Source organism: Pseudomonas sp. MONT-RG-20F-20-E-7-02, assembly GCF_022662395.1.
In the GTDB taxonomy this organism is placed as follows: Bacteria; Pseudomonadota; Gammaproteobacteria; order Pseudomonadales; family Pseudomonadaceae; genus Aquipseudomonas.
Genome location: NZ_JAKNQN010000004.1, coordinates 506,636 through 532,764, shown reverse-complemented (window position 1 = coordinate 532,764; position 26,129 = coordinate 506,636). Strand labels below are relative to the sequence as shown.

The 26,129-nt window shown below is 61.0% G+C and carries 27 protein-coding genes; 11 read left to right on the top strand and 16 right to left on the bottom strand.

Translation table 11 applies throughout. From position 1 onward, the window contains the following. Positions 1 to 85 precede the first annotated feature (85 nt). On the top strand, positions 86 to 832 hold the full coding sequence (locus L8I05_RS15395; protein ID WP_242169928.1) for an NRDE family protein: 747 nt from the start codon (positions 86 to 88) through the stop codon (positions 830 to 832). Between the two features lie 124 nt (positions 833 to 956). Here the strand turns inward: L8I05_RS15395 and ptsP are convergent, their stop codons facing one another. Together ptsP and L8I05_RS15385 are read right to left on the bottom strand one after the other, a co-directional pair. Next, positions 957 to 3,236 carry a phosphoenolpyruvate--protein phosphotransferase gene (ptsP, locus tag L8I05_RS15390; RefSeq protein WP_159960727.1) on the bottom strand — a complete coding sequence of 760 codons (2,280 nt, stop codon included), beginning with the start codon at positions 3,234 to 3,236 and terminating at the stop codon, positions 957 to 959. Positions 3,237 to 3,258: 22 nt separating this feature from the next. Beyond that, a complete protein-coding gene (locus L8I05_RS15385; RefSeq protein WP_003176750.1) occupies positions 3,259 to 3,738 on the bottom strand; it encodes an RNA pyrophosphohydrolase in 480 nt (159 codons plus the stop codon). A gap of 143 nt (positions 3,739 to 3,881) precedes the next feature. Between L8I05_RS15385 and L8I05_RS15380 the strand changes: the two genes are divergently transcribed. Continuing rightward, positions 3,882 to 4,538, top strand: a complete 657-nt coding sequence (locus L8I05_RS15380; protein ID WP_177017813.1) for an HAD family hydrolase — start codon at positions 3,882 to 3,884, stop codon at positions 4,536 to 4,538. Positions 4,539 to 4,639: 101 nt separating this feature from the next. Here the strand turns inward: L8I05_RS15380 and L8I05_RS15375 are convergent, their stop codons facing one another. The 4 genes from L8I05_RS15375 to ilvA are packed head-to-tail and all read right to left on the bottom strand — an operon-like array spanning position 4,640 to position 8,348. Continuing rightward, positions 4,640 to 5,107, bottom strand: coding sequence for a DUF2269 domain-containing protein (locus tag L8I05_RS15375; protein WP_242169926.1), 468 nt, complete (start codon positions 5,105 to 5,107; stop codon positions 4,640 to 4,642). Beyond that, entirely contained in the window at positions 5,104 to 6,369 is a 1,266-nt protein-coding gene (locus tag L8I05_RS15370) for an SDR family oxidoreductase (protein ID WP_242169925.1), read from the bottom strand. The genes L8I05_RS15375 and L8I05_RS15370 overlap by 4 nt, the downstream gene beginning before the upstream one ends. Positions 6,370 to 6,378: 9 nt before the next feature. Further along, positions 6,379 to 6,792: a DUF2269 family protein gene (locus tag L8I05_RS15365; RefSeq protein WP_242169923.1), complete on the bottom strand. Its 414-nt coding sequence runs from the start codon at positions 6,790 to 6,792 to the stop codon at positions 6,379 to 6,381. A 41-nt stretch (positions 6,793 to 6,833) separates the two neighbouring features. Next, complete coding sequence (ilvA, locus tag L8I05_RS15360) at positions 6,834 to 8,348, bottom strand: threonine ammonia-lyase, biosynthetic (protein WP_242169921.1); 1,515 nt, start codon at positions 8,346 to 8,348, stop codon at positions 6,834 to 6,836. 137 nt (positions 8,349 to 8,485) lie between these two features. Between ilvA and rpiA the strand changes: the two genes are divergently transcribed. Both rpiA and L8I05_RS15350 read left to right on the top strand, forming a co-directional pair. Beyond that, the gene (rpiA, locus tag L8I05_RS15355; RefSeq protein WP_159960739.1) at positions 8,486 to 9,157 is read left to right on the top strand and encodes a ribose-5-phosphate isomerase RpiA; all 672 of its coding nucleotides are present in this window, start codon (positions 8,486 to 8,488) and stop codon (positions 9,155 to 9,157) included. A 347-nt stretch (positions 9,158 to 9,504) separates the two neighbouring features. Beyond that, positions 9,505 to 11,451: an autotransporter domain-containing protein gene (locus L8I05_RS15350; protein WP_242169919.1), complete on the top strand. Its 1,947-nt coding sequence runs from the start codon at positions 9,505 to 9,507 to the stop codon at positions 11,449 to 11,451. Here L8I05_RS15350 and L8I05_RS15345 read toward each other — a convergent pair whose 3' ends face one another. From L8I05_RS15345 to L8I05_RS15330, 4 genes are all read right to left on the bottom strand, one after another. Next, complete coding sequence (locus L8I05_RS15345; RefSeq protein ID WP_242169917.1) at positions 11,452 to 12,360, bottom strand: SdiA-regulated domain-containing protein; 909 nt, start codon at positions 12,358 to 12,360, stop codon at positions 11,452 to 11,454. A 120-nt stretch (positions 12,361 to 12,480) separates the two neighbouring features. Beyond that, positions 12,481 to 13,404, bottom strand: a complete 924-nt coding sequence (locus L8I05_RS15340) for an SdiA-regulated domain-containing protein (protein ID WP_242169915.1) — start codon at positions 13,402 to 13,404, stop codon at positions 12,481 to 12,483. A 247-nt stretch (positions 13,405 to 13,651) separates the two neighbouring features. Continuing rightward, positions 13,652 to 14,317 (bottom strand): fumarylacetoacetate hydrolase family protein, encoded by a 666-nt coding sequence (locus tag L8I05_RS15335; protein ID WP_064454596.1) that lies wholly within the window; start codon positions 14,315 to 14,317, stop codon positions 13,652 to 13,654. Positions 14,318 to 14,338: 21 nt separating this feature from the next. Then, positions 14,339 to 15,733, bottom strand: a complete 1,395-nt coding sequence (locus L8I05_RS15330) for an FAD-binding oxidoreductase (protein ID WP_242169913.1) — start codon at positions 15,731 to 15,733, stop codon at positions 14,339 to 14,341. Positions 15,734 to 15,937: 204 nt separating this feature from the next. On the opposite strand from L8I05_RS15330, the gene serA reads away from it, so the two are divergent. Continuing rightward, positions 15,938 to 17,167 carry a phosphoglycerate dehydrogenase gene (gene serA, locus L8I05_RS15325; RefSeq protein ID WP_010167810.1) on the top strand — a complete coding sequence of 410 codons (1,230 nt, stop codon included), beginning with the start codon at positions 15,938 to 15,940 and terminating at the stop codon, positions 17,165 to 17,167. Between the two features lie 62 nt (positions 17,168 to 17,229). Here serA and L8I05_RS15320 read toward each other — a convergent pair whose 3' ends face one another. Then, entirely contained in the window at positions 17,230 to 17,670 is a 441-nt protein-coding gene (locus tag L8I05_RS15320) for a DUF4399 domain-containing protein (RefSeq protein ID WP_159960749.1), read from the bottom strand. Between the two features lie 133 nt (positions 17,671 to 17,803). Here L8I05_RS15320 and L8I05_RS15315 point away from each other — a divergent pair, with 133 nt between their 5' ends. Further along, entirely contained in the window at positions 17,804 to 18,277 is a 474-nt protein-coding gene (locus L8I05_RS15315) for a transporter substrate-binding domain-containing protein (protein WP_242169911.1), read from the top strand. A 105-nt stretch (positions 18,278 to 18,382) separates the two neighbouring features. Here the strand turns inward: L8I05_RS15315 and L8I05_RS15310 are convergent, their stop codons facing one another. Both L8I05_RS15310 and L8I05_RS15305 read right to left on the bottom strand, forming a co-directional pair. Continuing rightward, a complete protein-coding gene (locus L8I05_RS15310; RefSeq protein WP_242169909.1) occupies positions 18,383 to 18,877 on the bottom strand; it encodes a DUF523 domain-containing protein in 495 nt (164 codons plus the stop codon). A gap of 2 nt (positions 18,878 to 18,879) precedes the next feature. Then, positions 18,880 to 19,512 (bottom strand): 2OG-Fe(II) oxygenase, encoded by a 633-nt coding sequence (locus L8I05_RS15305; protein WP_177017970.1) that lies wholly within the window; start codon positions 19,510 to 19,512, stop codon positions 18,880 to 18,882. Between the two features lie 131 nt (positions 19,513 to 19,643). Here L8I05_RS15305 and L8I05_RS15300 point away from each other — a divergent pair, with 131 nt between their 5' ends. Further along, positions 19,644 to 20,396 (top strand): DUF2059 domain-containing protein, encoded by a 753-nt coding sequence (locus tag L8I05_RS15300; RefSeq protein ID WP_242169907.1) that lies wholly within the window; start codon positions 19,644 to 19,646, stop codon positions 20,394 to 20,396. A gap of 44 nt (positions 20,397 to 20,440) precedes the next feature. Here the strand turns inward: L8I05_RS15300 and L8I05_RS15295 are convergent, their stop codons facing one another. Next, entirely contained in the window at positions 20,441 to 21,382 is a 942-nt protein-coding gene (locus tag L8I05_RS15295) for an alpha/beta hydrolase (protein ID WP_242170041.1), read from the bottom strand. 99 nt (positions 21,383 to 21,481) lie between these two features. On the opposite strand from L8I05_RS15295, the gene L8I05_RS15290 reads away from it, so the two are divergent. The 4 genes from L8I05_RS15290 (at position 21,482) to L8I05_RS15275 (ending at position 24,140) form a co-directional block, all read left to right on the top strand. Further along, positions 21,482 to 22,060, top strand: a complete 579-nt coding sequence (locus L8I05_RS15290; RefSeq protein ID WP_242169903.1) for a DUF6436 domain-containing protein — start codon at positions 21,482 to 21,484, stop codon at positions 22,058 to 22,060. 90 nt (positions 22,061 to 22,150) lie between these two features. After that, positions 22,151 to 22,507, top strand: coding sequence for an EamA family transporter (locus L8I05_RS15285; RefSeq protein ID WP_053258538.1), 357 nt, complete (start codon positions 22,151 to 22,153; stop codon positions 22,505 to 22,507). Next, positions 22,507 to 22,920, top strand: coding sequence for an EamA family transporter (locus L8I05_RS15280; RefSeq protein ID WP_159960761.1), 414 nt, complete (start codon positions 22,507 to 22,509; stop codon positions 22,918 to 22,920). Before L8I05_RS15285 ends, L8I05_RS15280 begins: the two co-directional genes overlap by 1 nt. Next, positions 22,917 to 24,140, top strand: coding sequence for a DegT/DnrJ/EryC1/StrS family aminotransferase (locus L8I05_RS15275; RefSeq protein WP_242169899.1), 1,224 nt, complete (start codon positions 22,917 to 22,919; stop codon positions 24,138 to 24,140). Before L8I05_RS15280 ends, L8I05_RS15275 begins: the two co-directional genes overlap by 4 nt. On the opposite strand, the gene L8I05_RS15270 is transcribed toward L8I05_RS15275, so the two are convergent. Further along, on the bottom strand, positions 24,118 to 24,996 hold the full coding sequence (locus L8I05_RS15270) for a hypothetical protein (protein ID WP_242169897.1): 879 nt from the start codon (positions 24,994 to 24,996) through the stop codon (positions 24,118 to 24,120). The genes L8I05_RS15275 and L8I05_RS15270 overlap by 23 nt on opposite strands. Further along, entirely contained in the window at positions 24,993 to 26,099 is a 1,107-nt protein-coding gene (locus L8I05_RS15265; protein WP_242169893.1) for a GNAT family N-acetyltransferase, read from the bottom strand. Before L8I05_RS15265 ends, L8I05_RS15270 begins: the two co-directional genes overlap by 4 nt. Between the last annotated feature and the right edge of the window lie 30 nt (positions 26,100 to 26,129).

Here is a 26,129-nt window from a genome sequence, read left to right as displayed (position 1 = left end):
GGAAGGCATGCGACCCAACTTCGATACGATGGAACGCCCGCCGTTGTGTGAGTAGAGTGAGGGGAAACACAAAAGGGATCGCCTGATGTGCCTGATTGTTTTCGCCTGGCGGCCGGGCCATGCCCAACCGCTGATCGTCGCGGCCAACCGTGATGAATTCTACGCCCGCCCCAGCCTGCCGCTGGCCCAATGGCCGGATGCGCCGCACATCTACGCCGGCCGCGACCAGGAAGCAGGCGGTACCTGGCTTGGCGTAAACGCCGATGGGCGGTTTGCGGCCCTGACCAATATCCGCGACCCACACCAACCACCGGCACGCAAATCGCGTGGGGAGTTGGTGGCGCGTTTTCTCAATGGTTCACTGCCAATTGACGACTATTTAGCCGACGTTAACGGCCGTTCGATTGAATATGCCGGATTTAACCTGCTGGTGGGCACGCGTGATGAGCTGTGGCATTACAACGCCAATCAGACTGAGCCGACGCGGCTGGAGGCTGGGGTTTATGGGCTATCCAATGCTGGGTTGGATACGCCGTGGCCCAAATTGCTCAAGGCCAAGGCGGCGTTGAGTGAGTTACTGGAGAACCCACAACCACAGGCCTTGCTGGATATTTTGAGTGACCCGCAGACCGCGCCGTTTGCCGACTTGCCGGACACAGGCGTGGGCTTGGCGACCGAAAGTCTGCTGTCGAGCGTGTTTATCGCCAGCCCCAGTTATGGGACGCGGGCGAGTACGGCGTTAATAGTGAATGCGGATGGGACGCGGCGGATGGTGGAGCGCAGCTTCGGGCCGCTGGGCGGACGGTTGGGTGAAGTAGAACTGAGCATTTAGCGGTAATGTTGATCGTTCCCACGCTCTGCGTGGGAAAGCATCCAGTGACGCTCCGCGTCACGCCTTCAAGAGCGGACGCAGAGCGTCCAGGCAGCATTCCCACGCAGAGCGTGGGAACGATCAGTTAGAGGGTCTTCGCCGAAGCCGGGTTGATCATCCGCGTCAGCCCCAGGTTCTTCAGCGCCAACTGCAGCGAGCTGTGGATAACTTGCGGGTTGTCGATGGTCATCAACTCCGCCAGCAAATCCTTGGCCATGCTCAGCTCAACCTGGCGCAGCATCCACTTCACCTTCGGCAAGTTGGTGGCGTTCATCGACAGGCTGTCAAAACCCATCGCCATCAACAGCACTGCCGCCGCCGGGTCGCCGGCCATTTCACCGCAGATACTTACCGGCTTGCCTTCGGCATGGGCGTCGCGCACCACGTGTTGCAGGGCTTGCAGGACGGCCGGGTGCAGGTAGTCGTAAAGATCGGCTACGCGTGGGTTGTTGCGGTCCACGGCCAGCAGGTACTGGGTCAAGTCGTTGGAGCCGACGGAGAGGAAGTCCACCTGCCGCGCCAGCTCTTTAGCCTGGTACACCGCCGCCGGGATTTCGATCATCACGCCAATCGGCGGCATCGGCACATCGGCGCCTTCGTCGCGCACCTCGCCCCAGGCGCGGTGGATCAAGTGCAGGGCTTCTTCCAGCTCGTGAGTGCCGGAGATCATCGGCAGCAGGATGCGCAGGTTGTTCAGGCCTTCGCTGGCCTTGAGCATGGCGCGGGTCTGCACGAGGAAGATTTCAGGGTGGTCAAGGGTCACGCGAATGCCGCGCCAGCCAAGGAAGGGGTTGTCTTCCTTGATCGGGAAGTAGGACAGTGACTTATCGCCGCCGATGTCCAGGCTGCGCATCGTCACCGGCAACGGGTGGAAGGCGGACAGTTGCTCGCGATAAATCGCCAGCTGCTCCTTCTCACTCGGAAACCGTTGGTTGATCATAAATGGCACTTCGGTGCGGTACAGCCCCACGCCTTCCGCGCCGCGCTGTTGCGCGCGGGCCACATCGGCGAGCAGGCCGGTGTTGACCAGCAGCGGCACGCGATGGCCGTCGAGGGTCACGCACGGCAGCTCGCGCAGCGAATCGAGCCCAAGCGCCAGCTGTTTCTCTTCTTCCACCACCTCGGCGTATTGCTTGCGCAGTACTTCGCTGGGGTTGGTAAAGACTTCGCCGCGATGCCCATCGACGATCATGTCGATGCCGTCGACCTTGGAATACGGCAGGTCCACCAGGCCCATCACCGTCGGAATGCCCATGGCACGGGCCAGGATCGCGACGTGGGAGTTACCCGAACCCAGTACCGAGACCAAACCCACCAGTTTGCCTTCCGGCACTTCGCCGAGCATGGTGGCGGTCAGCTCTTCACTGATCAGGATGGTGTTGTCGGGGTAGACCAAGTTGGTGGTGCGGTCTTCCTGCAGGTAGGCCAGCAGACGGCGACCGAGGTCACGCACATCCGAAGCCCGCTCGCGCAGGTAGGCGTCGTCCATCAATTCGAAACGGTTGACGTGATCGGTGACCACCTGGCGCAACGCGCCCTGGGCCCACTGGCCGGTCTTGATCACGGTTTTGACTTCGTTACCCAGGGACGCGTCGTCGAGCATCATCTGGTACACGTCGAACAGCGCGCGCTCTTCGGGGCGCAGTTGCGTGGCCAGCTTGGTCGACAGGTTGCGCATGTCGGCGCGCACGCCTTCCAGGGCGGTCTTGAACAGTTTGATTTCAGCGTCGATGTCGTTGACGGTCTTGTCCGGCACCACATCGAGGTCGGCCGGTGGCAGCATGACCACCGCCGTACCGACAGCGGCACCTGGCGAACCCGGTACGCCGACGAACTTGGCTTCCTGAATGCCCTTGCCCTGGCGGCCCAGGCCACGAATCGAGCCCGTGGCTTCGGCGTGGGCAATAACCCCGGCAAGCTGCGCGCTCATGGTCACGAGGAAGGCTTCTTCACCTTCGTCGAACTGGCGGCGCTCTTTTTGCTGGATGACCAACACGCCGACAACGCGGCGGTGGTGAATGATCGGTGCGCCGAGGAACGAGGCGTAGCGCTCTTCGCCGGTTTCGGCAAAGTAGCGATAACGCGGGTGATCGGCCGCGTTTTCGAGGTTCAGGGGTTCTTCACGCGTCCCCACCAGGCCCACCAGACCTTCATTGGGCGCCATGCTGACCTTGCCGATGGAGCGCTTGTTCAGGCCCTCGGTGGCCATCAGCACAAAACGGTTGGTCTCGGGGTCCAGCAGGTAAACCGAGCAGACCTGGCTGCCCATGGCTTCCTTGACGCGCAACACAATAATCCCCAACGCCGCCTTGAGATCCTTGGCGGAGTTAACTTCCTGGACGATCTTGCGCAGCGTATTGAGCATGGCTCGGGGTCGAACTCCGTCGTCAGTCGCGCGCTAAAAGGCGCGGGGCAAGCTCTTTGAGAGCGCGACGATAAACCTCGCGCTTGAATGTCACCACCTGGCCCAACGGATACCAATAACTGACCCAGCGCCAGCCATCGAACTCCGGTTTACCGGTCAAATCCATCCGCACCCGCTGCTCGTTGGAGATCAGGCGCAGGAGAAACCATTTCTGCTTCTGGCCGATGCACAGCGGTTGGCTGTGGGTACGCACCAGGCGTTGCGGCAAACGATAGCGCAACCAGCCGCGGGTACAGGCCAGAATTTGCACATCTTCACGCTCAAGGCCGACTTCTTCGTTCAACTCACGGTACAAGGCGTCTTCAGGGGTTTCGTCGGGGTTGATTCCACCTTGAGGAAACTGCCAGGCATCTTGGTTGATTCGGCGAGCCCATAGCACCTGTCCGGCATCATTCGTAAGAATAATCCCGACATTAGGACGGAAACCATCGGGGTCGATCACGGCAACAACCTCGCAAACGCATGTCGCCGCATTGTTCCACAAAGGTTGTTCCAGCGGCAACGAGGCTTCTTACCTTATGTGCACTCTTGTGAAAAGACCGTATTCTGGACGCCTTTTTACAGACTTTTCAGCGAGTAACTGCAATGCGCCTGGCTTTATTCGACTTGGACAACACGCTTCTGGGGGGTGACAGCGATCACGCCTGGGGCGATTACCTCTGCGAACGCGGGATTCTCGACGCGGTGGCCTACAAAGCCCGCAACGATGAGTTTTACCAGGACTACCTGGCCGGCAAGCTGGATAACGCCGAGTACCTGAACTTTTGCCTGGAAATCCTTGGCCGCACCGAGATGGCCCAGCTGGATGAATGGCACCGCGACTATATGCGCGACTGCATCGAGCCAATCGTACTGCCCCAGGCGCTGGAGTTGCTGGCCAAGCACCGCGCCGCCGGCGACAAGCTGGTGATCATCACTGCAACCAATCGCTTTGTCACCGCGCCGATTGCCGCGCGCCTGGGCGTTGAAACCCTGATCGCCACCGAGTGCGAAATGGAAAATGGCCGCTACACCGGGCGCAGCACCGATGTGCCGTGCTTCCGTGAAGGCAAGGTGACGCGCTTGAATCGTTGGCTGGAAGAAACCGGGTACAGCCTGGAGGACAGCTACTTTTACAGCGATTCGATGAATGATTTGCCGTTGCTGGAGCAGGTGACGCATGCGGTGGCGGTGGATCCGGACCCGAATTTGCGGGCTGAAGCTGAAAAGCGTGGCTGGCCGGTGATTACACTGCGAAGCTGATGGCCCCATCGCCGGCAAGCCAGCTCCCACATTGGGATCTATTCACCAATCCAAATGTGGGAGCTGGCTTGCCTGCGATGAAGTCACCCCGGTCCCAAGCCCTACATCGGCTTAGCCACCATCAAATAGAAAATAACCATAAACGCCAGAAACGCCGGCCAGCCCAGGCCAAACCACCAGCGCATATAGGCCGCCGCCTTGATCGGCATCGCCGTGCCATCGCGTAACGCCTGCTCCGCCATCTTGTGCACACGAATCTGCAGCCACACCACCGGCAGCCAGCAAATCCCCGCCAGGCAATACAGGCCGACGGTCCATTGCAGCCAGCTTTGCTGCATCGACCAGCCCGCCAAGTGCATCAAGCCAATGCCACTCAAGGGCTGAAACACTGCCGTGGTCGCGGTAAACGCCCAGTCGGCGAACACCAGATGTTTGAAGGTCACAGCGATGACTTCAACCTTGCCGCTGCGCCAGGCGCGCAAGGCGTAGTAGGCCGAGCCCGCGCCCAGCCCGAACAGGATGGTCGACGACAGGATATGCAGGGTTTTCAGCAGCAGGTAGGCGCTCATTGCCGGGGCTCAGTCAAAAAAGGTTCAGTCCAGAACAGCCAAAGAGTCGCAACCATCAGCACCAGGTTCTTGGCGACGGCGGCGTAGGGATCAAACCAGTAATGGGGCAGGACTATGCTGATAACCACCGTATACCCGCCCATCAACAGCAGTTGCAGGATCAACGCCCGCCTGCGCCAGCGCCTGACTAACAGCCCCAGGCCCAGCAGACCATCGCACACGGCACCGGCGATCACGGCCAGCGTCGCCCACGCGCCTTGCACGCCGGCCTCGGCGAGGATGCGCAGGCCCCAGTCGTAGCCAGGGCCGAGGCACACCGCTGCCGTGCCCAGCCAAATCAGCACCAACACCGCCAACATCAGCGGGCGGATCATGGGCTGGATGCTCTGGGCAGGCGTCGGCCAGTCTTGCAGTCGCGCGGCCAACGGCGCGGCGGTGTATCCACAAACCGAAGCCAACACGTCGGGGTCGGCCACATTGTCCTGTTGCGCCAGGGCGATGCTTTGTCGATTCAACGCCCGCCAGCCCAGAAGATCGCCCAACCCTCCGCCCAAGCCCAGCAGCGGCGCTTGCAGGTAGCGTCCAGGGCCCCAGCCCTGAGCGGTGCGCAGGTGATCAATAAGCTGCGAGAGCTTCATCGGCTCAGGCCCCACCAACGGCAAGACCATCGATTCGGCAGGCCACTGGCGCATCAAGGCGAGTACCGCGCCGACCACGTCGTCGATATGCACCGGCTGCGCCTGCGCGGTGAGGTTTAGTAATGGAATGAGCGGCAGAGGCGAAAGCCCGGCCAACCAGCCACTGCTGGCACCGCCCGCGCCCACCACCAATGAAGGCCGCAACACCACAGCGCTTATGCCCAGGCCGAGCAGGTAGTCGTCCGCCGAGCCTTTGCTGGCCAGAAACGGCAGGTCGGAGTGCGCCGAAGCGCCCAGGGCGGAAATCTGCAACACCCGCACACCACGCTGGGCGGCCAGATCAAACAGCACACGAGCGCCTCGGTCTTGCACCCGGCTCAACTCAGCCGCATCCACACTCAGCAGGCCGGCCGCATTGATCAATAAATCAACAGTCGCAGGAAATACGAAATGTTCGGGATCGACAGCCAACTGGCCTAAATCCAGCGCACGCCACTCCACGCCTGGAAAATCCAGATGTTGAGGTTTTCGAGAGGTGGCAATCACGCAATGCCCTGCTTGCTGCAAGGCGCGCAATAGATGGCGGCCCACAAACCCTGTGGCGCCGACCAGAAGTACGTTCATGAAGCTCCTTTAGACCGGCTTGGCGCCCATCAGCCCGGCAATCGCCACAAACCCCACCAGGCTGACGACCGCCAGCACCAAGGTGAAATTCAGGCTGCCGCCACCGCCCAGTCGCAGGCGATTAAGCCGAGCCACCAGCCAGAACCACGCCAGCGCCGCCACGGTATAGAGGATGCTGGAACCCAGAATCCAGGTTTGCCCCAGCGGCCAGCCGGTCAGATGCACCAGCCACCAGCCGGTAAACGGCATGCTGACCACGCAAATTCCCATCAGCAACCACACAAACGCCCACGGGCGTTGCACGGTAACCGTTGGCCCGGCGCTGCGTTTGCGCCAGGCCAGCACCGCCAGGCCGAGGCCGCTGAGCAACAGCAACACGGTGGCGGTGATGTGGACAACCTTGAGGGTGGTCAGCGTTTCCATGGTCTCGATTCCTTGATAGGCCGCTCAGTCAGCGTAGTCGCTCAACCGAGGAACAGCTGGTAAGCCGGGTTTTCGCTCTCATCCCAATACGGGTAGCCGATCTGCGTCAACGCGGCCGGCACCAGGTGGCGCTCGTCTGCCGGCACTTGCAGGCCGGCGACCACACGGCCGTCGGCCGCGCCGTGGTTGCGATAGTGGAACATCGAGATGTTCCAGCGCCCGCCCAACTTGTTAAGAAAGTTGAACAGCGCCCCCGGACGCTCCGGAAACTCGAAGCGGAACACCAACTCGTCGCTGACTTTCGCCGCATGCCCGCCAACCATATGACGGATGTGCAACTTGGCCAGCTCGTTCTCGGTCAGGTCCAGCACCGGGAAACCCTGACTGGTAAGGCTGGCGATCAGCGCGCTGCGCGGGTCGTTTTCCGGGTGCGTCTGCACGCCGACGAAGATGTGCGCCTCGCGGCCGGAGTGGTAGCGGTAGTTGAATTCGGTGATCTGGCGCTTGCCCACGGCCTCGCAGAACGCCTTGAAGCTGCCCGGCTTTTCGGGAATGGTCACGGCGATAATGGCTTCGCGGCCTTCACCCAACTCGGCGCGTTCGGCCACATGACGCAGGCGGTCGAAGTTGACGTTGGCGCCGGAGTCGATGGCCACCAGGGTTTGCCCGGTAACGCCACGGGTTTCCACGTATTTCTTGATCCCGGCCACGCCCAGCGCACCGGCCGGCTCGGTGATCGAACGGGTGTCGTCGTAGATGTCCTTGATCGCCGCGCAGATTTCATCGGTGCTGACGGTGATCACTTCATCCACATAGTCTTTGCAGATGTCGAAGGTGTGCTGGCCGATCTGCGCCACCGCCACGCCATCTGCAAAGATACCAACGGTCGGCAACACCACACGTTCGCCGGCAGCCATGGCGGCTTGCAGGCAGTTGGAGTCGTCCGGCTCGACGCCGATGATCTTGATTTCCGGGCGCAGGTATTTCACGTACGCCGCGATACCGGCGATCAGCCCGCCGCCGCCCACCGGTACGAAAATCGCGTCCAGCGGCCCAGGGTGCTGGCGCAGAATCTCCATTGCCACGGTGCCCTGCCCGGCAATGGTGTGCGGATCATCGTAGGGGTGAATGTAGACGTAGCCTTTTTCGTCGACCAGCTTCAGCGAGTAGGCCAGCGCTTCCGGGAAGGAATCACCGTGCAACACCACTTTGCCGCCACGTGAGCGCACGCCTTCGACCTTGATTTCCGGGGTGGTCTTGGGCATCACGATCGTCGCCTTGACCCCCAGCACCTTGGCCGCCAGGGCCAGGCCCTGGGCGTGGTTGCCCGCCGATGCCGTGACCACGCCGCGTGCACGCTCTTCAGCCGTCAACTGGGTCAGCTTGTTGTAGGCGCCGCGAATCTTGAACGAGAACACCGGCTGCAAGTCTTCACGCTTGAGCCAGACCTTGTTGCCCAGCCGCTCGGAGAGCTGGCGAGCGGTCTGCAAGGGGGTTTCGACGGCAACGTCGTAAACGCGCGAGGTGAGGATCTTTTTGACGTACTGTTCAAGCATCGGCGGGCATCACTGAGCAGGTTGGGCAGGGCCAAGGAGTCTAACCCAGCGTTTGGCCGGGCGACCACACGAATCCCGAGGTTTTGTTGGGTTATACTCGCCGCCCTCGATAACTCCCCGCCCGTTCCGGAGCCCGCATGACCCAGGATCAACTCAAACAGGCAGTGGCCCAAGCCGCCGTCGATTTAATCCTTCCTAAACTCGACGACAAGAGCATCGTCGGTGTCGGCACCGGTTCCACCGCCAACTGCTTTATCGACGCGTTGGCCCTGCACAAGGGCGCGTTCGACGGCGCCGTGGCCAGCTCCGAAGCCACCGCCGCACGCCTCAAGGGCCATGGCATTCCGGTGTATGAGCTCAACACCGTGAGCGACCTGGAGTTCTACGTCGACGGCGCCGATGAAAGCGACGCGCACCTGAACCTGATCAAAGGCGGCGGCGCCGCCCTGACCCGCGAAAAGATCGTCGCGGCCGTGGCCAAGACCTTCATCTGCATCGCCGACGCCAGCAAATTGGTGCCGGTACTCGGCGCGTTCCCGCTGCCGGTGGAAGTGATCCCGATGGCCCGCAGCCACGTGGCCCGCGAGCTGGTGAAACTGGGCGGCGACCCGGTGTACCGCGAAGGTGTACTGACCGACAACGGCAATATCATCATTGATGTGTTCAACATGCAGATCACCAACCCGGTGGAGCTGGAGACGCAGATCAATGCGATCGTGGGTGTGGTGACCAATGGTTTGTTCGCCGCGCGCCCGGCGGATGTGTTGTTGCTGGGCACTTCTGAAGGCGTGAAAACCCTCAAGGCCTAAAGCTCACTGCTTTGCTTTCTGTGGGAGCTGGCTTGCCTGCGATGCAAACAACTCGGTCTTTGAGCAAGATTGAGGTGCTGCCATCGCAGGCAAGCCAGCTCCCACAGGTGATCTCACCGCTCAGAAGATCCATGTAACAAAAACGCTACCTTTCGCTGCACCCCTCGCCAAAATCGTGCGCCACATCACGGCATGTCACGCCTGCATTAGTATCAAACCTGTTACAAATTACAGCCAAGCGACCCACGCGTTTAACAATGCGCCACTTCGTAATCGCCCAAGGAATAAGGCGCGCATTGTGCAATGGGTCTGGACTCGAACCTCCCTATCACCTCAAGGACGACCTTGTGATAAAGCCCCTAGCCCTCGCCATCAGCGTTGTCGGCAGCCTGCTGTCGACGCAAACCCAGGCCTACGATTACGGCCAGCACGCCAACACCACTCTGGAAAAGCTGATCAACGACTACCCCGGCCGGTATCGCGGCACCGCCAACTTCGCCGGGGCTGCAGACTGGATGCAGAGCCAGATGGGCTCGGCCTACAGCCTCAGCCGCCAGAACTTCACCTGGAACAACGGCAGTCGCGCCTCGCAAAACGTGGTGGCCTACGCCGCCGGCACCAAGCCGCAGTACGTGGTGATTGGCGCGCATTTCGACACCTACTTCGGCCGCCCGACCCTGCAAGGCCTGGACGACAACGGCTCCGGCGCCAGCGTGCTGACCGAAGTGGCGAAGAACCTCGGCGGCCTGCAATTGGAGAACGGCCTGCAGATCGTCGGCTTTGGCGCGGAAGAAGAAGGCCTGCGCGGCTCCAAGGCATTTGTCGACTCACTGAGCGCCAGCCAGCGCGCAAACATGCTGGCGATGATCAACCTCGACAGCCTGATCACCGGCGACATGATGTACGCCCACGCCGGCCAGAACAGCACCGCCAACCCGGCCTTGGCGTCATTGCGCGAGCACGCTTTCCAGATTGCCAAGGAGTTGAATATCCCACTGTTCACCAACCCGGGCCTGGACCCGCAATACCCCAAGGGCACCGGCTGCTGCAGTGATGGCGAGCCTTTTGAACCGCTGAAAATTCCGATTCTGTACATAGAAGCCACCAACTGGGAGCTGGGCGACCTCGACGGTTATACCCAGACCAACAACCCGAAAATCCCCGGCGGTTCCACCTGGCACGACCCTGCCGAAGACAACAAAGCCGTGCTCACCGACGCCTTCGGCCAGGCGCGCATCGACCAGCGCCTGCGCGATTATTCGCGCCTGCTCAGCCGCCTGGTGCTGGAGCTGACCAACGCCGACCTGATGGCCTCGACCGCTTCGGGTGGCGCGGTTGCGCGCAATATGCAGGACAATCTGCAGCGCCAGCACCAGGCCTTGGTGCGCCTGCATGATCGCCGCTGGCTGACGTTGCAGGCGGCCAGCCGCGAGGTGGGCAGCTTCGATGGAGAAGTCGGCGTGGACGGCGAATACACCCCGGACAGCGGCTTCGACAGCCCGCTGAACCGCGACGCCCGCCGCCTGGGCGTGCATGCCCTCGGCGACTATCAACTCACGTCCAGCCTGAACATCGGCGCTAGCCTGAGCTACCTCAACGGCCGCGACAAACTCGAACACCGCGGCAAACTCGACAGCGACACTTGGCAGGCCGCGGCCTATGCCTTGCTCAACGACGGCGGGCCGAGCTGGCTGGCCGGTGACCTGAGCGTCGGCCATACGCGGTTCGACGCCAAGCGCAACCTGCTGATCCAGGCCAACGGCGGCCCGGTGCTGCTCAACCAGCAACTCAGCGGCAACACCGACGCCCTGACGTTAGGCGCGCGCGTAGTGGGCGGTTATGACTTCGACTTCGGCGCGATCAAGAGCGGGCCGTTTGCCGGCCTGGATTACAGCCACTCGCGCATCGATAAATTCCACGAAAAACAGAACCTGCGCACGGCGCTGGAATACGAAGAGCAGTCTTTCGACTCCGTGGAAGCCAGCCTCGGTTGGCGTGTGCGCGGCGCGGTCGCCCTGCCCTATGGCTTGAGCCTGTTGCCTTACGGCGATATCGCCTGGGTCAGGGAGCTGGCCGACGGGCGCCTCGACGACCTGCAATTGACCGCCCACGCCGATGGCCAGGCACGCACCGCCAAATTGGGCTCTGTGGATAAAAGTTTTGGCCGCGCACAAGTCGGCAGCCAGTTGGCGATCACCCCGCAGTTGGGCGTTTACGCCGAGGTAAACAGCCGCCTTGGGCACAGCGAAGGCAGCCAGACCGGCTATTCACTGGGCGTGCAATGGCTGTTCTGATCAGGGTTTCTTGAACACGTAAAACAGGTTCGGCTCGCTGACCACGTACAGCGAGCCTTCATCATCCATGGCGATGCCTTCGGCCTGAGGCACGCGTTTTTGCAGACCATGGCGCCCGTTGAGCAGAGAAAGACTGCTTAACGGGCGACCGTCGATGTCCAGTTCCAGCACCAGAAACGACTCATCCGACAGCGCCAGCAAGTGGCCGCTGCGCTCGTCGTATTGCAGGCTCGACAGGTCGCGCACAAACAGCCCGGCATCGCGCTTGGGGTTGTTGATTACGTGCACCGAGTAGGTTTTTTCCGGCTTGAAGTGGGGGAAACCGTGGACCTCGTAGATCAGCATCGGATCGCGCTCCTTGGCCACGAACAGGCGCTTGCCCACCGAGTCGTAGGCCAGGCCCTCAAAGCCCTTGTTGCCACCGATGTGCACGCCCAGCGTCATCTGCTCCGCGTCGGCGGCGTCGAGAAACTGGGTGTCGTCATCCACATGCACTTTGATCAGCCGCTGCTGGGCTTCATCGCTGATCACGTAGATGTTGTCGCTGATGAACTCCACCGCTTCCGCATCACCAAAACCCACCAGGGGAATGCGCCGCAGAATCCTGCCGTCCAGGGACAGTTCGATCAGCTCGGCGTTTTTGTTGGTGACGGTAAACAGGCTTTTGCGAATCGGGTCGTAGGTGAGCGCCGAGACATCATCGTCGAGGCCGTCGATCACCTTGGCTTCCAGGCTGACGCGGTAATCGGCCAAGCCAATCGAGCGCTCGTCGGCGGGCTGGCGCCAGGCCTGCCAGTTAAACCACGCGCGCTCGAACAAACGGAATTGCTGTGCGACCACCCCGGCAGCCACCAGGGCGCTCAGCAACACAATGAAAAACGCGGGTTTGGGGCGGGCAAATCGACGCATCAGGGCAGCTCGAAGTCAAAAAGTGGCGAATGAATATCACGCCTGTCTGAATTTAAACTTAAACGCTGCCGGATGTGTGGCGAATGCCGCTATTGGAGAAATACTCGACGTAAACCTGGGTTATTTCTGTTTTTCGAAACGGTAAAACAGGTTCGGCTCACTGACCATGTACAACGTGCCGTCCTCATCCATGGTCACGCCTTCGGCACGCGGAATGGTGTGCTTGAGGCCGTTGAAGCCGCCGAGCAGGGTCATGAAGCTGACTTGCTCGCCCTTTTCATCCAGCTCCAGCAACAGGTGGGAGTCGGCCGACAACACCAGCAAGTGCCCGGTGCGCGGGTCGACGGCCAGGGCCGAGAGGTTGCGCATGTCCAGCTCGGTGCTGGCGACTTTTTGCTTGTCGCCCGTCAGCGTGGCGCCATCGCTTTTCCAGGTGAACAGCGCCGGTGGGCGCTCTTCGCCGAGCACGATCTGTTGGTTGCGCTTGTCCCAGGTCACGCCTTCGAAGGCTTTGTTCTGGTCCTTGGAGGGGCCCAGGTCGTAGCTTTTGAAGTCGGCGATATTCAGTTGTTGGGTGTTTGCGTCGACTTTCACCACGGTCAGGGTGTGCATGCGCTCATCGACGATGGCCATCAGGCCGTTTTCCATCACCGTCACGCCTTCCGCGTTGTTCCAGCCGTTGAGGGGCATTTTGCGCAGCACGTCACCTTGCAGGTTCAGCTCAACCAGGAAAGGGTTTTTGCCCATGACGGAAAACAGGGTTTTGGTCTGCGGGTTGTAGGACAGGTCGGAGGCCTCGTCCTTCTCCATGCCCGACAGCAACTTGGCGTCGATGACGACGTGGTAGTTCGGCAGCCACACGCTGGCTCGTCGCTCGGCCGGCGATTCAAAGCGCTCCGCCACCCACAGCACGCCACGGTCGTCCCAATGCATCAGCCAGGCAACGCCATACACAATCGCACCGGCCAGGAACAGCCAGGAATACCAGCGCAAGGCAAAGCGTGAACGGGGCTTGGGTGCAGCGGAGGGCAAAGTCACGGCCATTGAGCGCTTTTCCGGGAAGTCAGCGTTAGGTGATAGCACAGGATCAACGGGACCGCGCGCAGGAAGCTGAGAATTATCCGGATGGTGTGTGAAAAAAATGCAAAAGCAGGGATTAGCTGATCGTTCCTACGCTCCGCGTGGGAATGCCTCTTGTGACGCTCCGCGTCACGAACTAAAGGGCGGACGCGGAGCGTCCAGGGCTGCATTCCCACGCGGAGCGTGGGAACGATCGGCTCGCAGGCAGTGCTTAGCGAACGCTGCTTTCGAAGCGGCTCACGCCCGCCAATTCCAGCACCAGCTCATCACCCACATTCAACGGCCCAACACCGGCCGGTGTGCCGGTGAGGATCACGTCGCCAGCCTGCAGCGAGAAGCAGCCGGCCATGTGCTGGATCATCGGGATGATCGGGTTGAGCATCTGTGAGCTGTTGCCGTCCTGGCGCACTTCGCCGTTGATGGTCAGGCGAATGCCGATGTCGGTCACGTCGGCAAAGGTGCTGCTGACCACAAACGGTGCAATCACCGCCGCGCCGTCGAAGGACTTGGCGATTTCCCACGGCAGGCCCTTGGCTTTCAGCTCGGCCTGCTTGTCGCGCAGGGTCAGGTCCAGGGCCGGGGCGAAGCCGGAGATGGCGTCCAGCACTTCTTCACGGCTGGGCTTGGTCGACAACGGCTTGCCGATCAACACCGCGATTTCCGCTTCGTAGTGCACCGAACCGCGCTCGGTTGGAATGGCGAAGCCGCCTTCCAGCGCGACCACGCAACTGCCCGGCTTGATGAACAGCAACGGCTCGGTCGGCACCGGGTTGTCCAGCTCCTTGGCGTGTTCGGCGTAGTTACGCCCGATGCACACCACTTTGCCGAGGGGAAAGTGGATGTTGGTGCCGTCGACATACTTGTGCTGGTAGCTCATGAAACGACTCCTTCAGGGCGGTTAAACAGCGAAGATCTTGCCAGGGTTCATGATCCCGTTCGGGTCGAACACCGCCTTCACTGCCTTCATGTATTCGATTTCAACCGGCGAGCGGCTGTAGGTCAGGTAATCGCGCTTGGTCATGCCCACGCCGTGTTCGGCGGAGATCGAGCCGTTGTACTTCTGAACGGTTTCGAATACCCACTTGTTCACGGTGGCGCACTTGGCGAAGAACTCGTCCTTGCTCAGGTTTTCCGGCTTGAGGATATTCAAGTGCAGGTTGCCGTCGCCGATGTGGCCGAACCAGACAATTTCGAAATCCGGGTAGTGTTCGCCGACGATCGCATCAATTTCCTTCAAGAACGCTGGCACTTTGGAGACAGTCACCGAGATATCGTTCTTGTAGGGCGTCCAGTGGGAAATGGTCTCGGAGATGTACTCGCGAAGTTTCCACAGGTTGTGCAGTTGGGTTTCGCTCTGGCTCATCACGCCGTCCAGCACCCAGCCCTGCTCGACGCAGTGTTCGAAGGTTTCCAGCGCGTGGTTGGCGACTTCTTCGGTAGTGGCTTCGAATTCCAGCAGTGCATAGAACGGGCACTCGGTTTCGAACGGCGCCGGTACGTCGCCACGGCCCATCACTTTGGCCAGGGCTTTGTCGGAGAAGAATTCGAAGGCGGTCAGGTCGAGCTTGCTCTGAAACGCGTGCAGCACCGGCATGATCGAGTCAAAGTCGGTAGTACCAAGCACCATCGCGGTGAGGTTTTTCGGCGCCCGGTCCAGGCGCATGGTGGCTTCGACCACAAAGCCCAGCGTGCCTTCGGCGCCGATAAACAGCTGGCGCATGTCGTAGCCGGTGGCGTTCTTGATCAGGTCGCGGTTCAGTTCCAGCACGTCACCTTTGCCGGTGACCACTTTCATACCGGCCACCCAGTTGCGGGTCATGCCGTAGCGAATGACCTTGATCCCGCCGGCATTGGTGCCGATATTGCCGCCAATCTGGCTCGAACCCGACGACGCGAAGTCCACCGGGTAGTACAGGCCTTTTTCTTCGGCGACGTTCTGCAATTGCTTGGTGACCACGCCCGGCTGACACCTGGCGGTGCGGTCGGTGAGGTTCACGTCGAGAATCTGGTTCATGTAGTCGAACGACACCACCACTTCGCCATTAGCCGCCACAGCAGCAGCCGACAGGCCAGTACGGCCACCGGATGGCACCAGCGCGACCTTGTGTTCATTGGCCCAACGCACGATGGCTTGCACCTGCTCGGTGGTCTTGGGGAACACGATGGCGCTAGGCGCGGGTGCGAAGTGCTTGGTCCAATCCTTGCCGTAAGCCTCCAGGGAGTCTGCATCGGTCAGCACTTTACCGGGCTCAACCAGGGTCTTTAGCTCATCAATCAGGGCAGGATGGGTCATCGACAGAACTCTCGAACAATTCATGGTCATCCTGAGAACGCTTCACGTCGCAGGAATAGGTGTTTAGCGGGGCGCGTATGCTAGCATACCGCCCCCGCAGGACAGAGCCCAAGGGCGTTCTGCGGTGACGGCTTTCCTGCCGTCCGGGTCAGCTTAAGCGATCCGATTCCCTGCCATTTTTTTCCGGGATACAGGTTTACGCAGATGAGCAAGACTTCTCTCGATAAGAGCAAGATCAAGTTCCTTCTTCTGGAAGGCGTCCACCCATCGGCTGTCGACGTACTGAAAGCCGCTGGGTACTCCAGCATTGAGTACATCACCAGTTCTCTGCCGGAAGCCCAGTTAAAGGAAAAGATCGCCGACGCGCACTTTATCGGCATTCGCTCCCGCACTCAGCTGACCGAAGAGATCTTCGACCACGCCAAGAAACTCGTGGCTGTCGGCTGTTTCTGCATCGGTACCAACCAGGTCGACCTCAACGCAGCGCGCGAGCGCGGCATCGCGGTGTTCAACGCACCGTACTCCAACACCCGTTCCGTTGCGGAGCTGGTATTGGCCGAGGCCATCCTGCTGTTGCGCGGTATCCCTGAGAAGAACGCTTCCTGCCACCGTGGCGGCTGGATCAAAAGCGCGGCCAACTCCTTCGAAATCCGCGGCAAGAAGCTGGGTATCGTCGGTTACGGCTCGATCGGCACGCAGTTGTCCGTCCTGGCCGAAGGCCTGGGGATGCAGGTGTTCTTCTACGACACCCTGACCAAGCTGCCATTGGGCAACGCCACTCAAGTGTCGAGCCTGACCGAACTGCTGGGCATGTCCGACATCGTCACCCTGCACGTGCCGGAAACCGCTGAGACCCAGTGGATGATCGGCGAGAAGGAAATCCGCGCCATCAAGAAAGGCGGCATCCTGATCAACGCGGCACGCGGCACTGTGGTTGAGCTGGACGCCCTGGCCGACGCGATCAAGGACAAGCACCTGATCGGCGCCGCCATCGACGTGTTCCCGGTGGAGCCACGCTCCAACGACGACATCTTCGAAAGCCCGCTGCGTGGCCTGGACAACGTGATCCTGACCCCGCACATCGGCGGTTCCACTGCTGAAGCCCAAGCCAACATCGGCCTGGAAGTGTCCGAGAAACTGGTCAAGTACAGCGACAACGGTACGTCGGTGTCCTCGGTCAACTTCCCGGAAGTGGCGCTGCCGGCTCACCCTGGCAAGCACCGTTTGCTGCACATCCACCAGAACATTCCTGGCGTGATGATGGAGATCAACAAGGTCTTCGCGGAAAACGGCATCAACATCTCCGGTCAGTTCCTGCAGACCAACGAGAAGGTTGGCTACGTGGTAATCGACGTCGACGCCGAGTACTCGGACCTGGCGCAAGAGAAGCTGCAGCACATCAACGGCACGATTCGTAGCCGCGTGTTGTTCTAAGGCTTCAACGCTGCACAAAAAAGGGAGCCCTTAGGGCTCCCTTTTTTTCATCTCGACAACGCTTACTTGACGTTAACCGTAATGACTTTCGAGGCTACGGTCGGGTTGAACTGCATGTGCAGTTTGTCGCCCGCGACCAGTTGCAGCGTGTGCTTGCCTGGGGTGAGGGTCAGCTCGGTTTCGGTCTGGGCCTTGCCGTAGTGGATCACGGTGTCGGTGGCCGGGATCGGTACGCTGGCGTCAGGCAGCTCTTTCTGGTCGATCAGCAGGTGGTGGTGGCCGGTGCCTGGGTCCTGGCTGGTAGCCGGGGCCAGTTTCAGACCTTCCATGCCGAATTTGACGGTGAAGGTTTTATCCACGGTGGCGCCGTCTTTTGGCGACACGATAAAGACTTTGGCACCTTCAGGTGGCGCGCTGCGCGGAATACCGTCAGCAGCAGTGGCCAACATCGAGGCACCCAGCAGCAGGCTGGCAATCGTTGCACGGGACAATAGAGCTTTCATTCACTTCTCCAGTTTCTGCAGGAAATCTGTTGGGTTATGACAACTTCGCGACAAATTGCTGTCCAAGGCACTCAACACCATAGCAAAGCGATGCTGAATGGCGCCTCGCATTACGAATTCTTTAGGAGTGACCATGCGCTTTTCGCCTGGCCTTGTACTGTTGTTACCCCTTCTGAGTCCTTTGGCTCACGCCGAATTGATCGATGATGTGTTTGATCGCGGCGAACTGCGCATTGCCCTGGAAGCCAACACGCCGCCGTTCAACTTCAATGACGGCGACAAGCTCACCGGGTTTGAAGTGGAACTGGGCGAGCAACTGGCGAAGGAAATGGATGTGCGCCCCTCGTTCATCACCACCGATGACACCGATTTGCTGCCAGGCGTTGAAACCGGCAAATACGACGTAGCCATCAACCATATCGCTATGACTGCCGAGCTACGGGATCGTTTCGATTTCAGTGCACCCTATAAGGAAACACCTGAGCTGGCGATTCCATTCCAAAAGGGTAACCCGGCGTTCAAAAGTAGCCTGGACAAGGCGTTGCAGCACATCAAGGCCGATGGCCGACTGAAGGCGTTGACGCACAAGTGGTTCGAGTCTGAGTAAATGCGGTCAATGTGGGAGCTGGCTTGCCTGCGATAACCGTGTGTCAGCCACCCATCAGGATGCTGACCCACCGCAATCGCAGGCAAGCCAGCTCCCACACTTGATTCAGGTTCGGCCAGAGAGTTGCGTCAGCGCCTGCACCGCCTCGGGCAACTCCAGCTCACTGAACACCAACACCCCATGGCGCTTGAGCAACGCCGCCGTCACCCCTTCGCCGCTGACCTTCACACCGCTGAACGTGCCGTCATAGGTCAGCACGTTGCCGCAGGACGGGCTATTGGCCTTGAGAATGGCGATGCGGATGCCGTGGCGCTGCACCAGCGCCAATGCCTGGCGCGCGCCGTCGAGAAAGGCGGCACTGAAGTCTTCGCCGTCGGCCGTCAGCACCTGGGCGCGGCCTTCCCACACATCAATGCCCTGCCCGCCGGGAATCTCGGCGGAGGGCCGCGGCGTAGGCAAACCGCCCGACACTTCCGGGCAGATCGCAACCACACGGCCTTCAGCCTGCCACGCCGCCAGTTGGTCGAACGGGCCGCTGGCCCCGCCGTCGTAGCGCACTTTGTGCCCGAGCAGGCAGCGGCTGATCAGAATCTTTTCCATGTTTAAAACGGCTCGTTACCCCGCCGGCGAAACCAGCCGGTCAAGGACAGGCGTTCGCGCGTGGCGGGCAGGACTTCGTGGGGCACTTCACCCGACAGGAACACCACCAGGCAACCGCCCGTGGGCACCACATCGTATTCGACGCCGTCCTTGAGGTACATGCGCAGTTGGCCGCCGTGTTCGGGCAGCCACGCGTCATTCAGGTACACCACCGCCGAGACCATGCGGCGGTCATCGTCGCGAAAACGGTCCACGTGCTTGAGGTAAAACGCACCCGGCGGGTACATCGCAAAGTGGCTTTCAAAGTCTTCCAGGCCGAGGAACAAGCCACGATTCATCGCCTGGCGCAGGCTGTCCATCACGCCCATGTAGGTCTCGCAGACGGCCGCATCGCCTTCTTCCAGCCACTGGATATGGTCACCGCGAATGCCCTCGCGGATCTCCTGGGCCGGGCCGCGTCCTACAGCAGCAGGTGCCAATTCCCCCTGCGCCGCACGTTTACGGCACTCAGCCGCCAGTTCCAGGGTCAGAGCCTGGGGCAGGAAGCCGTTCTGCTGCGACCAACCTTTTTCGGCCAGGTCGTCGACAATGCGTTGCAGCAGAGGATGATCGAGGGGTATTTGCATGGCGCGCATAGTATCCATACGCCTGTAAATCCGACAGAGCCGCCGAGCGTCTGAATACACTTTAGTCAGGTGACCGATAGGATTTCTCGACAAATCCTACGCCCGACACGGACAATAGTGGCCGACTGACAGGAGTCCATATGCGTCGTTTGTTTTTTTCCTTGCTGATGTTCTGCGTTTTGCCCGCTTGGGCAGACGGCCATGACCAGTTGTACAAGGTCGCCGGCTGGGCCGAACAACGTGCGCATTTCAATGACGCCCTCACTGCCGCCCAGCAACGCTACCGCAATAGCCTGCCGCCGGCGGTGTACCAGGCGCTGGTGGACAACAGCAATAAACGCTTCGCCGCCCAGGCCGTGGACCAGCGCGCCGAGGCGCAATTGCGCAAGAACCTCGCAGACCCGAAACCCGCCCTGGCGTTTTTCCAGTCGCCGCTGGGCCGCAAGATTGTCGCCGCCGAGTTGCTGGCCACGCGCCGCGACCAGTTGGCGAAAAACGCCCAAGGCCTGCCACACATCGAGGCCGACGCCACCCGCAGCCTGATCATCGGCCACCTGGCCCAGGCGCTGCCTGCGCGCGAAGCCGGTGCGGAAGTCAGCCTGGCGATTGCCGGCGTGGCCGCCGACAGCTTGAGCCAGATGATTCCCGGCCTGTTGGGCGGCGGTCAGGCGCAGGGCATGTTGAATGGTCAGCGTGAGCGGCTGATGCAGCAGATTGGCAATGACCTGAATAACACGCTGCTGTACGTCTATCGGGATTTGTCTGACCCGGAGCTGGAGGAATTCGCCACGTTTGCGGAGTCGCCGGACGGTCGGGCGTATTACAAGGCGGCGCTGGCAGCGATTCGCGCAGGTTTGGCGGTTGGCCAAAGCACCTCAAGCCTGGCACCGTAATCATTGTGGGAGCTGGCTTGCCTGCTCCCACAGTTGAAGCGTGCTTACTTCAGATGGTCGGTGAGGTACTTGAAATACTCCTGGCGAATCTCCGCAATCTCATTCGCCAAATGATGCCTGCCACGCGGGATCATCAACACTTCAGGCTGATCAAACTTGCCCCGTAGCACCTGCAAGTTGTGCTGCCAGTCCACCGTCATGTCTTCCTCACCCTGCACAATCAGCGGCCGCCGCGGGCTGCGCGGTGCGGCTTCGATGCGCTTGATCCAGCGCGCCAGCGCCCCCACCCAGGCCGTGGGCAGTTGGCGCGGCTGCAACGGGTCGGCTTCCAGGAACGGCTTGAAATTGGGGTCATGGGTGTTTTCGCTGAAACGTCGCGCGATGCCTTTGACGAACGGCCGCAGCAAGTAATAGCTGACCTGCGACCAACCCCACGCACGCGGGCGCACCAACGGTGACAACAGGAAGGTCTTGCCCTGTGCCGGGCTGTCGGCGCCGTGATGGAGCAAATGGTCGACCACCACCGCGCCACCGGTGCTTTGCCCGAACAAGTGCCAGGGCTGCGGCAACTGCAGCGCCTCGGCCTGCGCAAACAGCGCCTGCACCACGTGCTGATACACCGCAAAATCGTCGATGCTGGCCCGTGCGCCGCTGGACAGGCCATGGCCGGGCAAATCGCAGGCAATCACCACGAAGTTCTGGTCCAGCGCCCAGTCCACCACGTTGCGGTACAGGCCCATGTGGTCGTAGAAGCCGTGGAACATGAACATTGTCGCCACCGGCGCAGGCGGCCACCACACTTGGGCGACGACCTCAAAGCCATCCACCTCAAAGCGCCCCAGACGGCTCACGGCAGGTACTTTGCGCGCGGCCAGGTCCAGCCCGTAGAAACGCTGGTAGACCCGCGCCTCGGCGCTGAGCGGTTGCGCATCCACAAGTGGCCGCAAGCTGTCGCGCAGATGATCGGGGTCAAAGCTCACAGGCATAAAGGGTTCCAGACTGACGGTGAAGATGAATATCGAGCGGTGATATTCATCTGTCAGGGCAAGCATGGCAAGCTACGCGACCTTCGAGGATTGATCTGAATGCGACAGCCCTACCGTTCCGCCCTGTTCGCCAGCCTGATCCTGGTCATCTGCGCCGGCGTACTGTGGGCGGCGTACGACTGGTTCCAGGGCCGCTACTTGCGCGCATTCAGCGAACACACGGCGGTGTTCTCCGGCGATGCCCTGCGCCTGCCCGCCGAACTCGCCGGCCCCGGCCCGATCCGCCTGGTGCACTTCTGGGACCCGGCCTGCCCGTGCAACGTCGGCAACCAGCAACACCTGGGCGAGCTGATCGAGCATTACGCACCCCAAGGCGTCGAGTTCTACGCCCTGCAAAAGGCCGGCAGCCACGGCCAGCTGCCCGACAACCTGCGCAAAATGAAAACCCTTACTACCCTGTTCGGTGCCGACCACGTGCCGGCGACCCCGGCTGTGGGGATCTGGGACCGCACGGGCAAACTTGCGTATTTCGGGCCATACAGCGAAGGGCTCACATGCAACTCCAGCAACAGTTTTATCGAGCCGATCCTGCAAGCCCTTCAGGCCGGGCGCGAGGTCGATGCCACTCATTCGCTGGCGGTGGGCTGCTATTGCGAGTGGAGCAAGGCACCAAACTGAACACAGCCTGTTCAACCGGCAAACTCCAATCACCCGAGCATTGGGCTGCTGTATCGTACGTTTTCAGCAAGATTGTAAGCGTAGGAATACATGAGCCAGTTAACCATCATCCTCTGGATGCTCAACGTTATCGTTGATACGTCCGGCCAGTTGGCTTTTAAAGCCGCCGCCTCGGCCAGCGCCGAGCATGATGGCATGGCCCACTGGAAGCACATGCTCAAGCGGCCGTGGATCTGGCTGGGGGTAATCTGCTACGTCTTCGAATTCGTGTTGTGGCTGGCGTTCCTGACCCTGGTGCCGCTGTCGGTGGGCGTGATGCTGGGCTCGATCAATATTGTCGTGATCATGATTGCCGGGCGGTTCCTGTTCAAAGAGAGCCTGAGCAAATGGCGCCTGATCGGCATCATGCTGATCGCCTGTGGTGTGACTGTCGTAGGGTTTGAATGATGAAACGCTTTTACATCCTGGGTTTTCTCGCGCTGATCATTTTCGACACCTTGGCGCAGGTCAGCTTCAAATTCGCCTCGGTGCATGCCGAGCCGCTGACCATGGACGCCGCCTGGCTGGTTCGCGTATTTGGCGCGCCGTGGATCTACGGCGCCTTCGTCGGCTATATCGGCGCCTTCTTCACCTGGATGACGTTGCTCAAATACGCCCCGGTGGGCCCGGCGTTTGCGGCCTCGCACTTGGAGCTGATCAGCGTGACGCTGATCTCTGTCTGGCTGTTCGATGACACCTTGACCCTGCCTAAAATCATCGGCGGTGCACTGATTATCGCGGGCATTCTGTGCCTGGCACGCAGCGAAGACAAAGAGAGCAAACCGGCCGAGGTCGAGCCGTTGCAGGCCCCGGTGTCATGACACGCCGATGGGAGATTCCGCCGACCGCAGGGTTGCCTTTGCGCTGGCGGGATTTGCTCGGAAGCTCCGCAGACCTGGCCGATTCGCTGGCCCGCCAATTCTCGATTCCAACGCCTGCGCTGCCCTGCTCCGGCACGGCGGCGTTGATCATCGCGCTGCGCACCTTGCAGCAGCGCATGCCCGGCCGCACCCAACTCATCGTGCCCGCCTACACCTGCCCCTTGGTGGCATTGGCCGCGCATTACTGCCCGCCGTTGCGGGTGGTGCCCTGTGATTTGCAACCGGGCGGCATTGACCTGGACGAACACCAACTCAAGCAGCTGTGCGATGAAAGCACACTGGCCGTGGTGGTCACCCACTTGGCGGGGCGCGTGGCAGATGTCGACACCGCCAAACGTATTGCTGACTCAGTCGGCGCGGCGGTCATCGAAGATGCAGCGCAAGCCATGGGCGCACTCGACGATGGCCACAGCGTCGGGCTCAAGGGCGATGTAGGTTTTTTCAGCATGGCGCTGGGCAAAGGCCTGACGACGGCCGAAGGCGGCGTGCTGTTCAGCCGCGACCCGGTGTTGCATCAGGCATTGCACCGCCAGTGCCGACACGACTTGCCCTTCAGCCTGCGCTGGGAGCTGCAACGCAGCGCCGAATTGTGGGGTTACGCTCTGGCTTACCAGCCGCGCGGTTTGCATTACGTGTATGGGATGGCGCTGCGTAAGGCGCTGGCCCAAGGCGATGAAGTGGCGGCCGTGGGCGACGACTTCTCGGTCAATGACATCCCGCTACACCGCCTCGGCGCCTATCGCCAGAAGGTCGGCGCCGCCGCGCTGGCGCGATTGCCCGATCACTTGCAGCAAGGCCGCAACCGGGCACTGCGCCGCGCCGCACGCTTGAATGCATTGCCTGGTGTATCAGTGGTGATGGACCGGCCGGGGCAGCAAGGCACCTGGCCTTTTCTGATGGTGATAATGCCGTCGGCACCTATGCGTGATGCGGCGATGGCGCAGCTGTGGACCTCAGGGCTGGGCGTGACCCGCCTGTTTATCCACACCTTGCCGGACTACCCGGCCGTGGCCCCGCTGTTGCAGCCTGGCAGCGACATAACCCAGGCCCAAACCTTCGCCACTCGCACGCTGTCGATCAGCAACAGCCAATGGCTGACGGACGCCCTCTTCGAGCAAGTATTGGCCCAGCTAAAAGCTATCGTCGCCAGCCCTCGTTGATACGCGCCACCAAACGGCTGTTCAGCTCGTTCTGCTGCTGTTGCCAGATCTGCACTTGTGCCTCAGGCAGTTCCTCCTGGCCATCGGAGGCGCTCAACCAGCGCTTGAACTTGCTTTCATAGTGATACGCCGACACATCACCGGTGACATCCGCGCCGATGATCTGGCCCTGACAGGCACTGATCAGGTCATTCAAATGCTGCTCGAGGAATTCACCCTGGTCCCAGTTGGTATTGACCACTTCGGGGCTCAACACGTCTTTATCGATGGACAAGTAAACCGGCAGCGAACGGTCTAACTGCGCCAGGAACGCGCGCATCAGCTCATCCGGGTGGCTGAACGCGCGGTTGCTGCGGCCGGCGCCGATCCAGTTCATCCAGCGCGTGTCGACGTTGACGTTCCAGTAGGTCAGCTTGCGCTTGAGCAGCGGCGACCAGTGATTCTCCCAGGCGTGGCCCAGGCCGATGTCCTGCGAGCCGATGCCCAGCACATGCACGTGCTCGACCTGCGGCAAACGGCTGGCCCAATAGACCCACGAGCCGCAATGGATGCCGAACGGGTAGCGCATGTTGTCCGGGTGGTTGTCGCAAATGACCAGCTGAAATTTCTGCTGGCTGGGCAGTCGGTTCAACAGCAGCTGGCTGAGGTGGTGATAGTCGCCGCTGCCGGTAAACACGCAGCCGTAGTCGCTGGGCATCTGCGCGTGCAGTGCGGTCTCCAGCTCTTTGAACTGCGCCCAGCGGCAGCCGAAGCGGATTTTTTCCTGCCAGGCCTGCAACGGCAAGGTGATCGCGCCGGGAATGTCGCTGACGGCGCCATCGAAATCCAGAATCAGCGGTGCTCGATCCTGGCTCATGACGCCTGCTCCTGTTGCCACTGGGCATCGCTTTCAAAGTGATGACGGAATCGATTGCCCAGCTTGCGCAACAGCGGGTTGCGCACCCAGACCAGATGGCGGGTGAAGGTAAAGTCAGCGCCGAGGCTGGCCTTGACCTGCGGGTCGGTCCAACCGGCCACGTAAAACTTCAGGCCATTGGCGACGGCGTACTCCAGGTTTACAAACCAACTGACGAAGTACAGGTTGAACTCCAGCGCCTGCGGGTAATTCAGGCCGATGTACTTGTCGAGCAGCTTGTCGCCCTCCACGTAGCAGAGGTTGTAGCCGATCAATTCATCGCAGTGCCAGTAGCAAAACACCCGCCCAGTGCTGGCGGCGTCCCTCAGCAAACCGCTGAAAAACTCCGGCGTGAGCAGGTCAAAATGGATCTCGCTCTGGTCGTAGACGGCCCGGTACAGCGCGTACAAGTGCGCCAGCCAGGCGTCATCGTTGAAGCGTGCGTCGCCGGTGTCCAGGACTTCCACACGCAATGCCTCGCGACTGCGCAATTTGCGTCGGATATTGCGCCGACGGCTGTGGGACAAACGCGCCAGGTACTCGTCGATGGTGGTGAAGTTGATCGGCACATACGCCAGCGCCTGGCCTTCGAGGCTGATGAAGCCACGCCGGGTGCAGTCATCGATCAGGTCTTGCGCATAGCGGTTGTCGGCGTCGCTGAGCAGCGGCGAGTTGCACGGCACATCTTTGATCACGGTGAGTTTGCGTTGCGGCGCGCATTCATATTGCAGCCACTGGGCGAGGTCCTGCGGCGACACGCCTTGGGGCAACGGCGAGTATTCGCTGACCGTGGTACCGACAAAACAGCTGTCGATGCGCAGCCACGCATGCCAGAAACGATACCCCGGCCAGCCACGCACGCGTTTTTCGAACTCATCGTCGGCGGTGGTCAGCAGGTCGAAGGGCGTGAAGAAGTACGGCAGGCCCTGTTCGGACAGGTGCACGTCGAAACCCACCGGCGGGTGCTGCAAAAAGCGCTCGATCAGCGATTGCGCCTCCAGGCAGCACGCGTAGGTAGCCTCGGGGCGGCTGGAGTCTGGCAGGGGTTGCGTGGCGCAAGTCATGACAAGAAGCTCAAAGATGACAGGTGGAAT

Bases quoted from the DNA above. Each gene is read 5' to 3' on its own strand.
- L8I05_RS15365 (WP_242169923.1), bottom strand. From the start codon at position 6,792: ATGGAAACGCTGACCACCCTCAAGGTTGTCCACATCACCGCCACCGTG.
- L8I05_RS15315 (WP_242169911.1), top strand. From the start codon at position 17,804: ATGCGCTTTTCGCCTGGCCTTGTACTGTTGTTACCCCTTCTGAGTCCT.
- L8I05_RS15290 (WP_242169903.1), top strand. From the start codon at position 21,482: ATGCGACAGCCCTACCGTTCCGCCCTGTTCGCCAGCCTGATCCTGGTC.
- L8I05_RS15375 (WP_242169926.1), bottom strand. From the start codon at position 5,107: ATGAGCGCCTACCTGCTGCTGAAAACCCTGCATATCCTGTCGTCGACC.
- rpiA (WP_159960739.1), top strand. From the start codon at position 8,486: ATGACCCAGGATCAACTCAAACAGGCAGTGGCCCAAGCCGCCGTCGAT.
- L8I05_RS15335 (WP_064454596.1), bottom strand. From the start codon at position 14,317: ATGAGCTACCAGCACAAGTATGTCGACGGCACCAACATCCACTTTCCC.
- L8I05_RS15275 (WP_242169899.1), top strand. From the start codon at position 22,917: ATGACACGCCGATGGGAGATTCCGCCGACCGCAGGGTTGCCTTTGCGC.
- L8I05_RS15370 (WP_242169925.1), bottom strand. From the start codon at position 6,369: ATGAACGTACTTCTGGTCGGCGCCACAGGGTTTGTGGGCCGCCATCTA.
- L8I05_RS15395 (WP_242169928.1), top strand. From the start codon at position 86: ATGTGCCTGATTGTTTTCGCCTGGCGGCCGGGCCATGCCCAACCGCTG.
- L8I05_RS15345 (WP_242169917.1), bottom strand. From the start codon at position 12,360: ATGCGTCGATTTGCCCGCCCCAAACCCGCGTTTTTCATTGTGTTGCTG.
- L8I05_RS15295 (WP_242170041.1), bottom strand. From the start codon at position 21,382: ATGCCTGTGAGCTTTGACCCCGATCATCTGCGCGACAGCTTGCGGCCA.
- L8I05_RS15285 (WP_053258538.1), top strand. From the start codon at position 22,151: ATGAGCCAGTTAACCATCATCCTCTGGATGCTCAACGTTATCGTTGAT.
- L8I05_RS15270 (WP_242169897.1), bottom strand. From the start codon at position 24,996: ATGAGCCAGGATCGAGCACCGCTGATTCTGGATTTCGATGGCGCCGTC.
- L8I05_RS15305 (WP_177017970.1), bottom strand. From the start codon at position 19,512: ATGCGCGCCATGCAAATACCCCTCGATCATCCTCTGCTGCAACGCATT.
- L8I05_RS15300 (WP_242169907.1), top strand. From the start codon at position 19,644: ATGCGTCGTTTGTTTTTTTCCTTGCTGATGTTCTGCGTTTTGCCCGCT.
- L8I05_RS15380 (WP_177017813.1), top strand. From the start codon at position 3,882: ATGCGCCTGGCTTTATTCGACTTGGACAACACGCTTCTGGGGGGTGAC.
- L8I05_RS15340 (WP_242169915.1), bottom strand. From the start codon at position 13,404: ATGGCCGTGACTTTGCCCTCCGCTGCACCCAAGCCCCGTTCACGCTTT.
- ptsP (WP_159960727.1), bottom strand. From the start codon at position 3,236: ATGCTCAATACGCTGCGCAAGATCGTCCAGGAAGTTAACTCCGCCAAG.
- L8I05_RS15330 (WP_242169913.1), bottom strand. From the start codon at position 15,733: ATGACCCATCCTGCCCTGATTGATGAGCTAAAGACCCTGGTTGAGCCC.
- ilvA (WP_242169921.1), bottom strand. From the start codon at position 8,348: ATGCTTGAACAGTACGTCAAAAAGATCCTCACCTCGCGCGTTTACGAC.
- serA (WP_010167810.1), top strand. From the start codon at position 15,938: ATGAGCAAGACTTCTCTCGATAAGAGCAAGATCAAGTTCCTTCTTCTG.
- L8I05_RS15280 (WP_159960761.1), top strand. From the start codon at position 22,507: ATGAAACGCTTTTACATCCTGGGTTTTCTCGCGCTGATCATTTTCGAC.
- L8I05_RS15320 (WP_159960749.1), bottom strand. From the start codon at position 17,670: ATGAAAGCTCTATTGTCCCGTGCAACGATTGCCAGCCTGCTGCTGGGT.
- L8I05_RS15265 (WP_242169893.1), bottom strand. From the start codon at position 26,099: ATGACTTGCGCCACGCAACCCCTGCCAGACTCCAGCCGCCCCGAGGCT.
- L8I05_RS15310 (WP_242169909.1), bottom strand. From the start codon at position 18,877: ATGGAAAAGATTCTGATCAGCCGCTGCCTGCTCGGGCACAAAGTGCGC.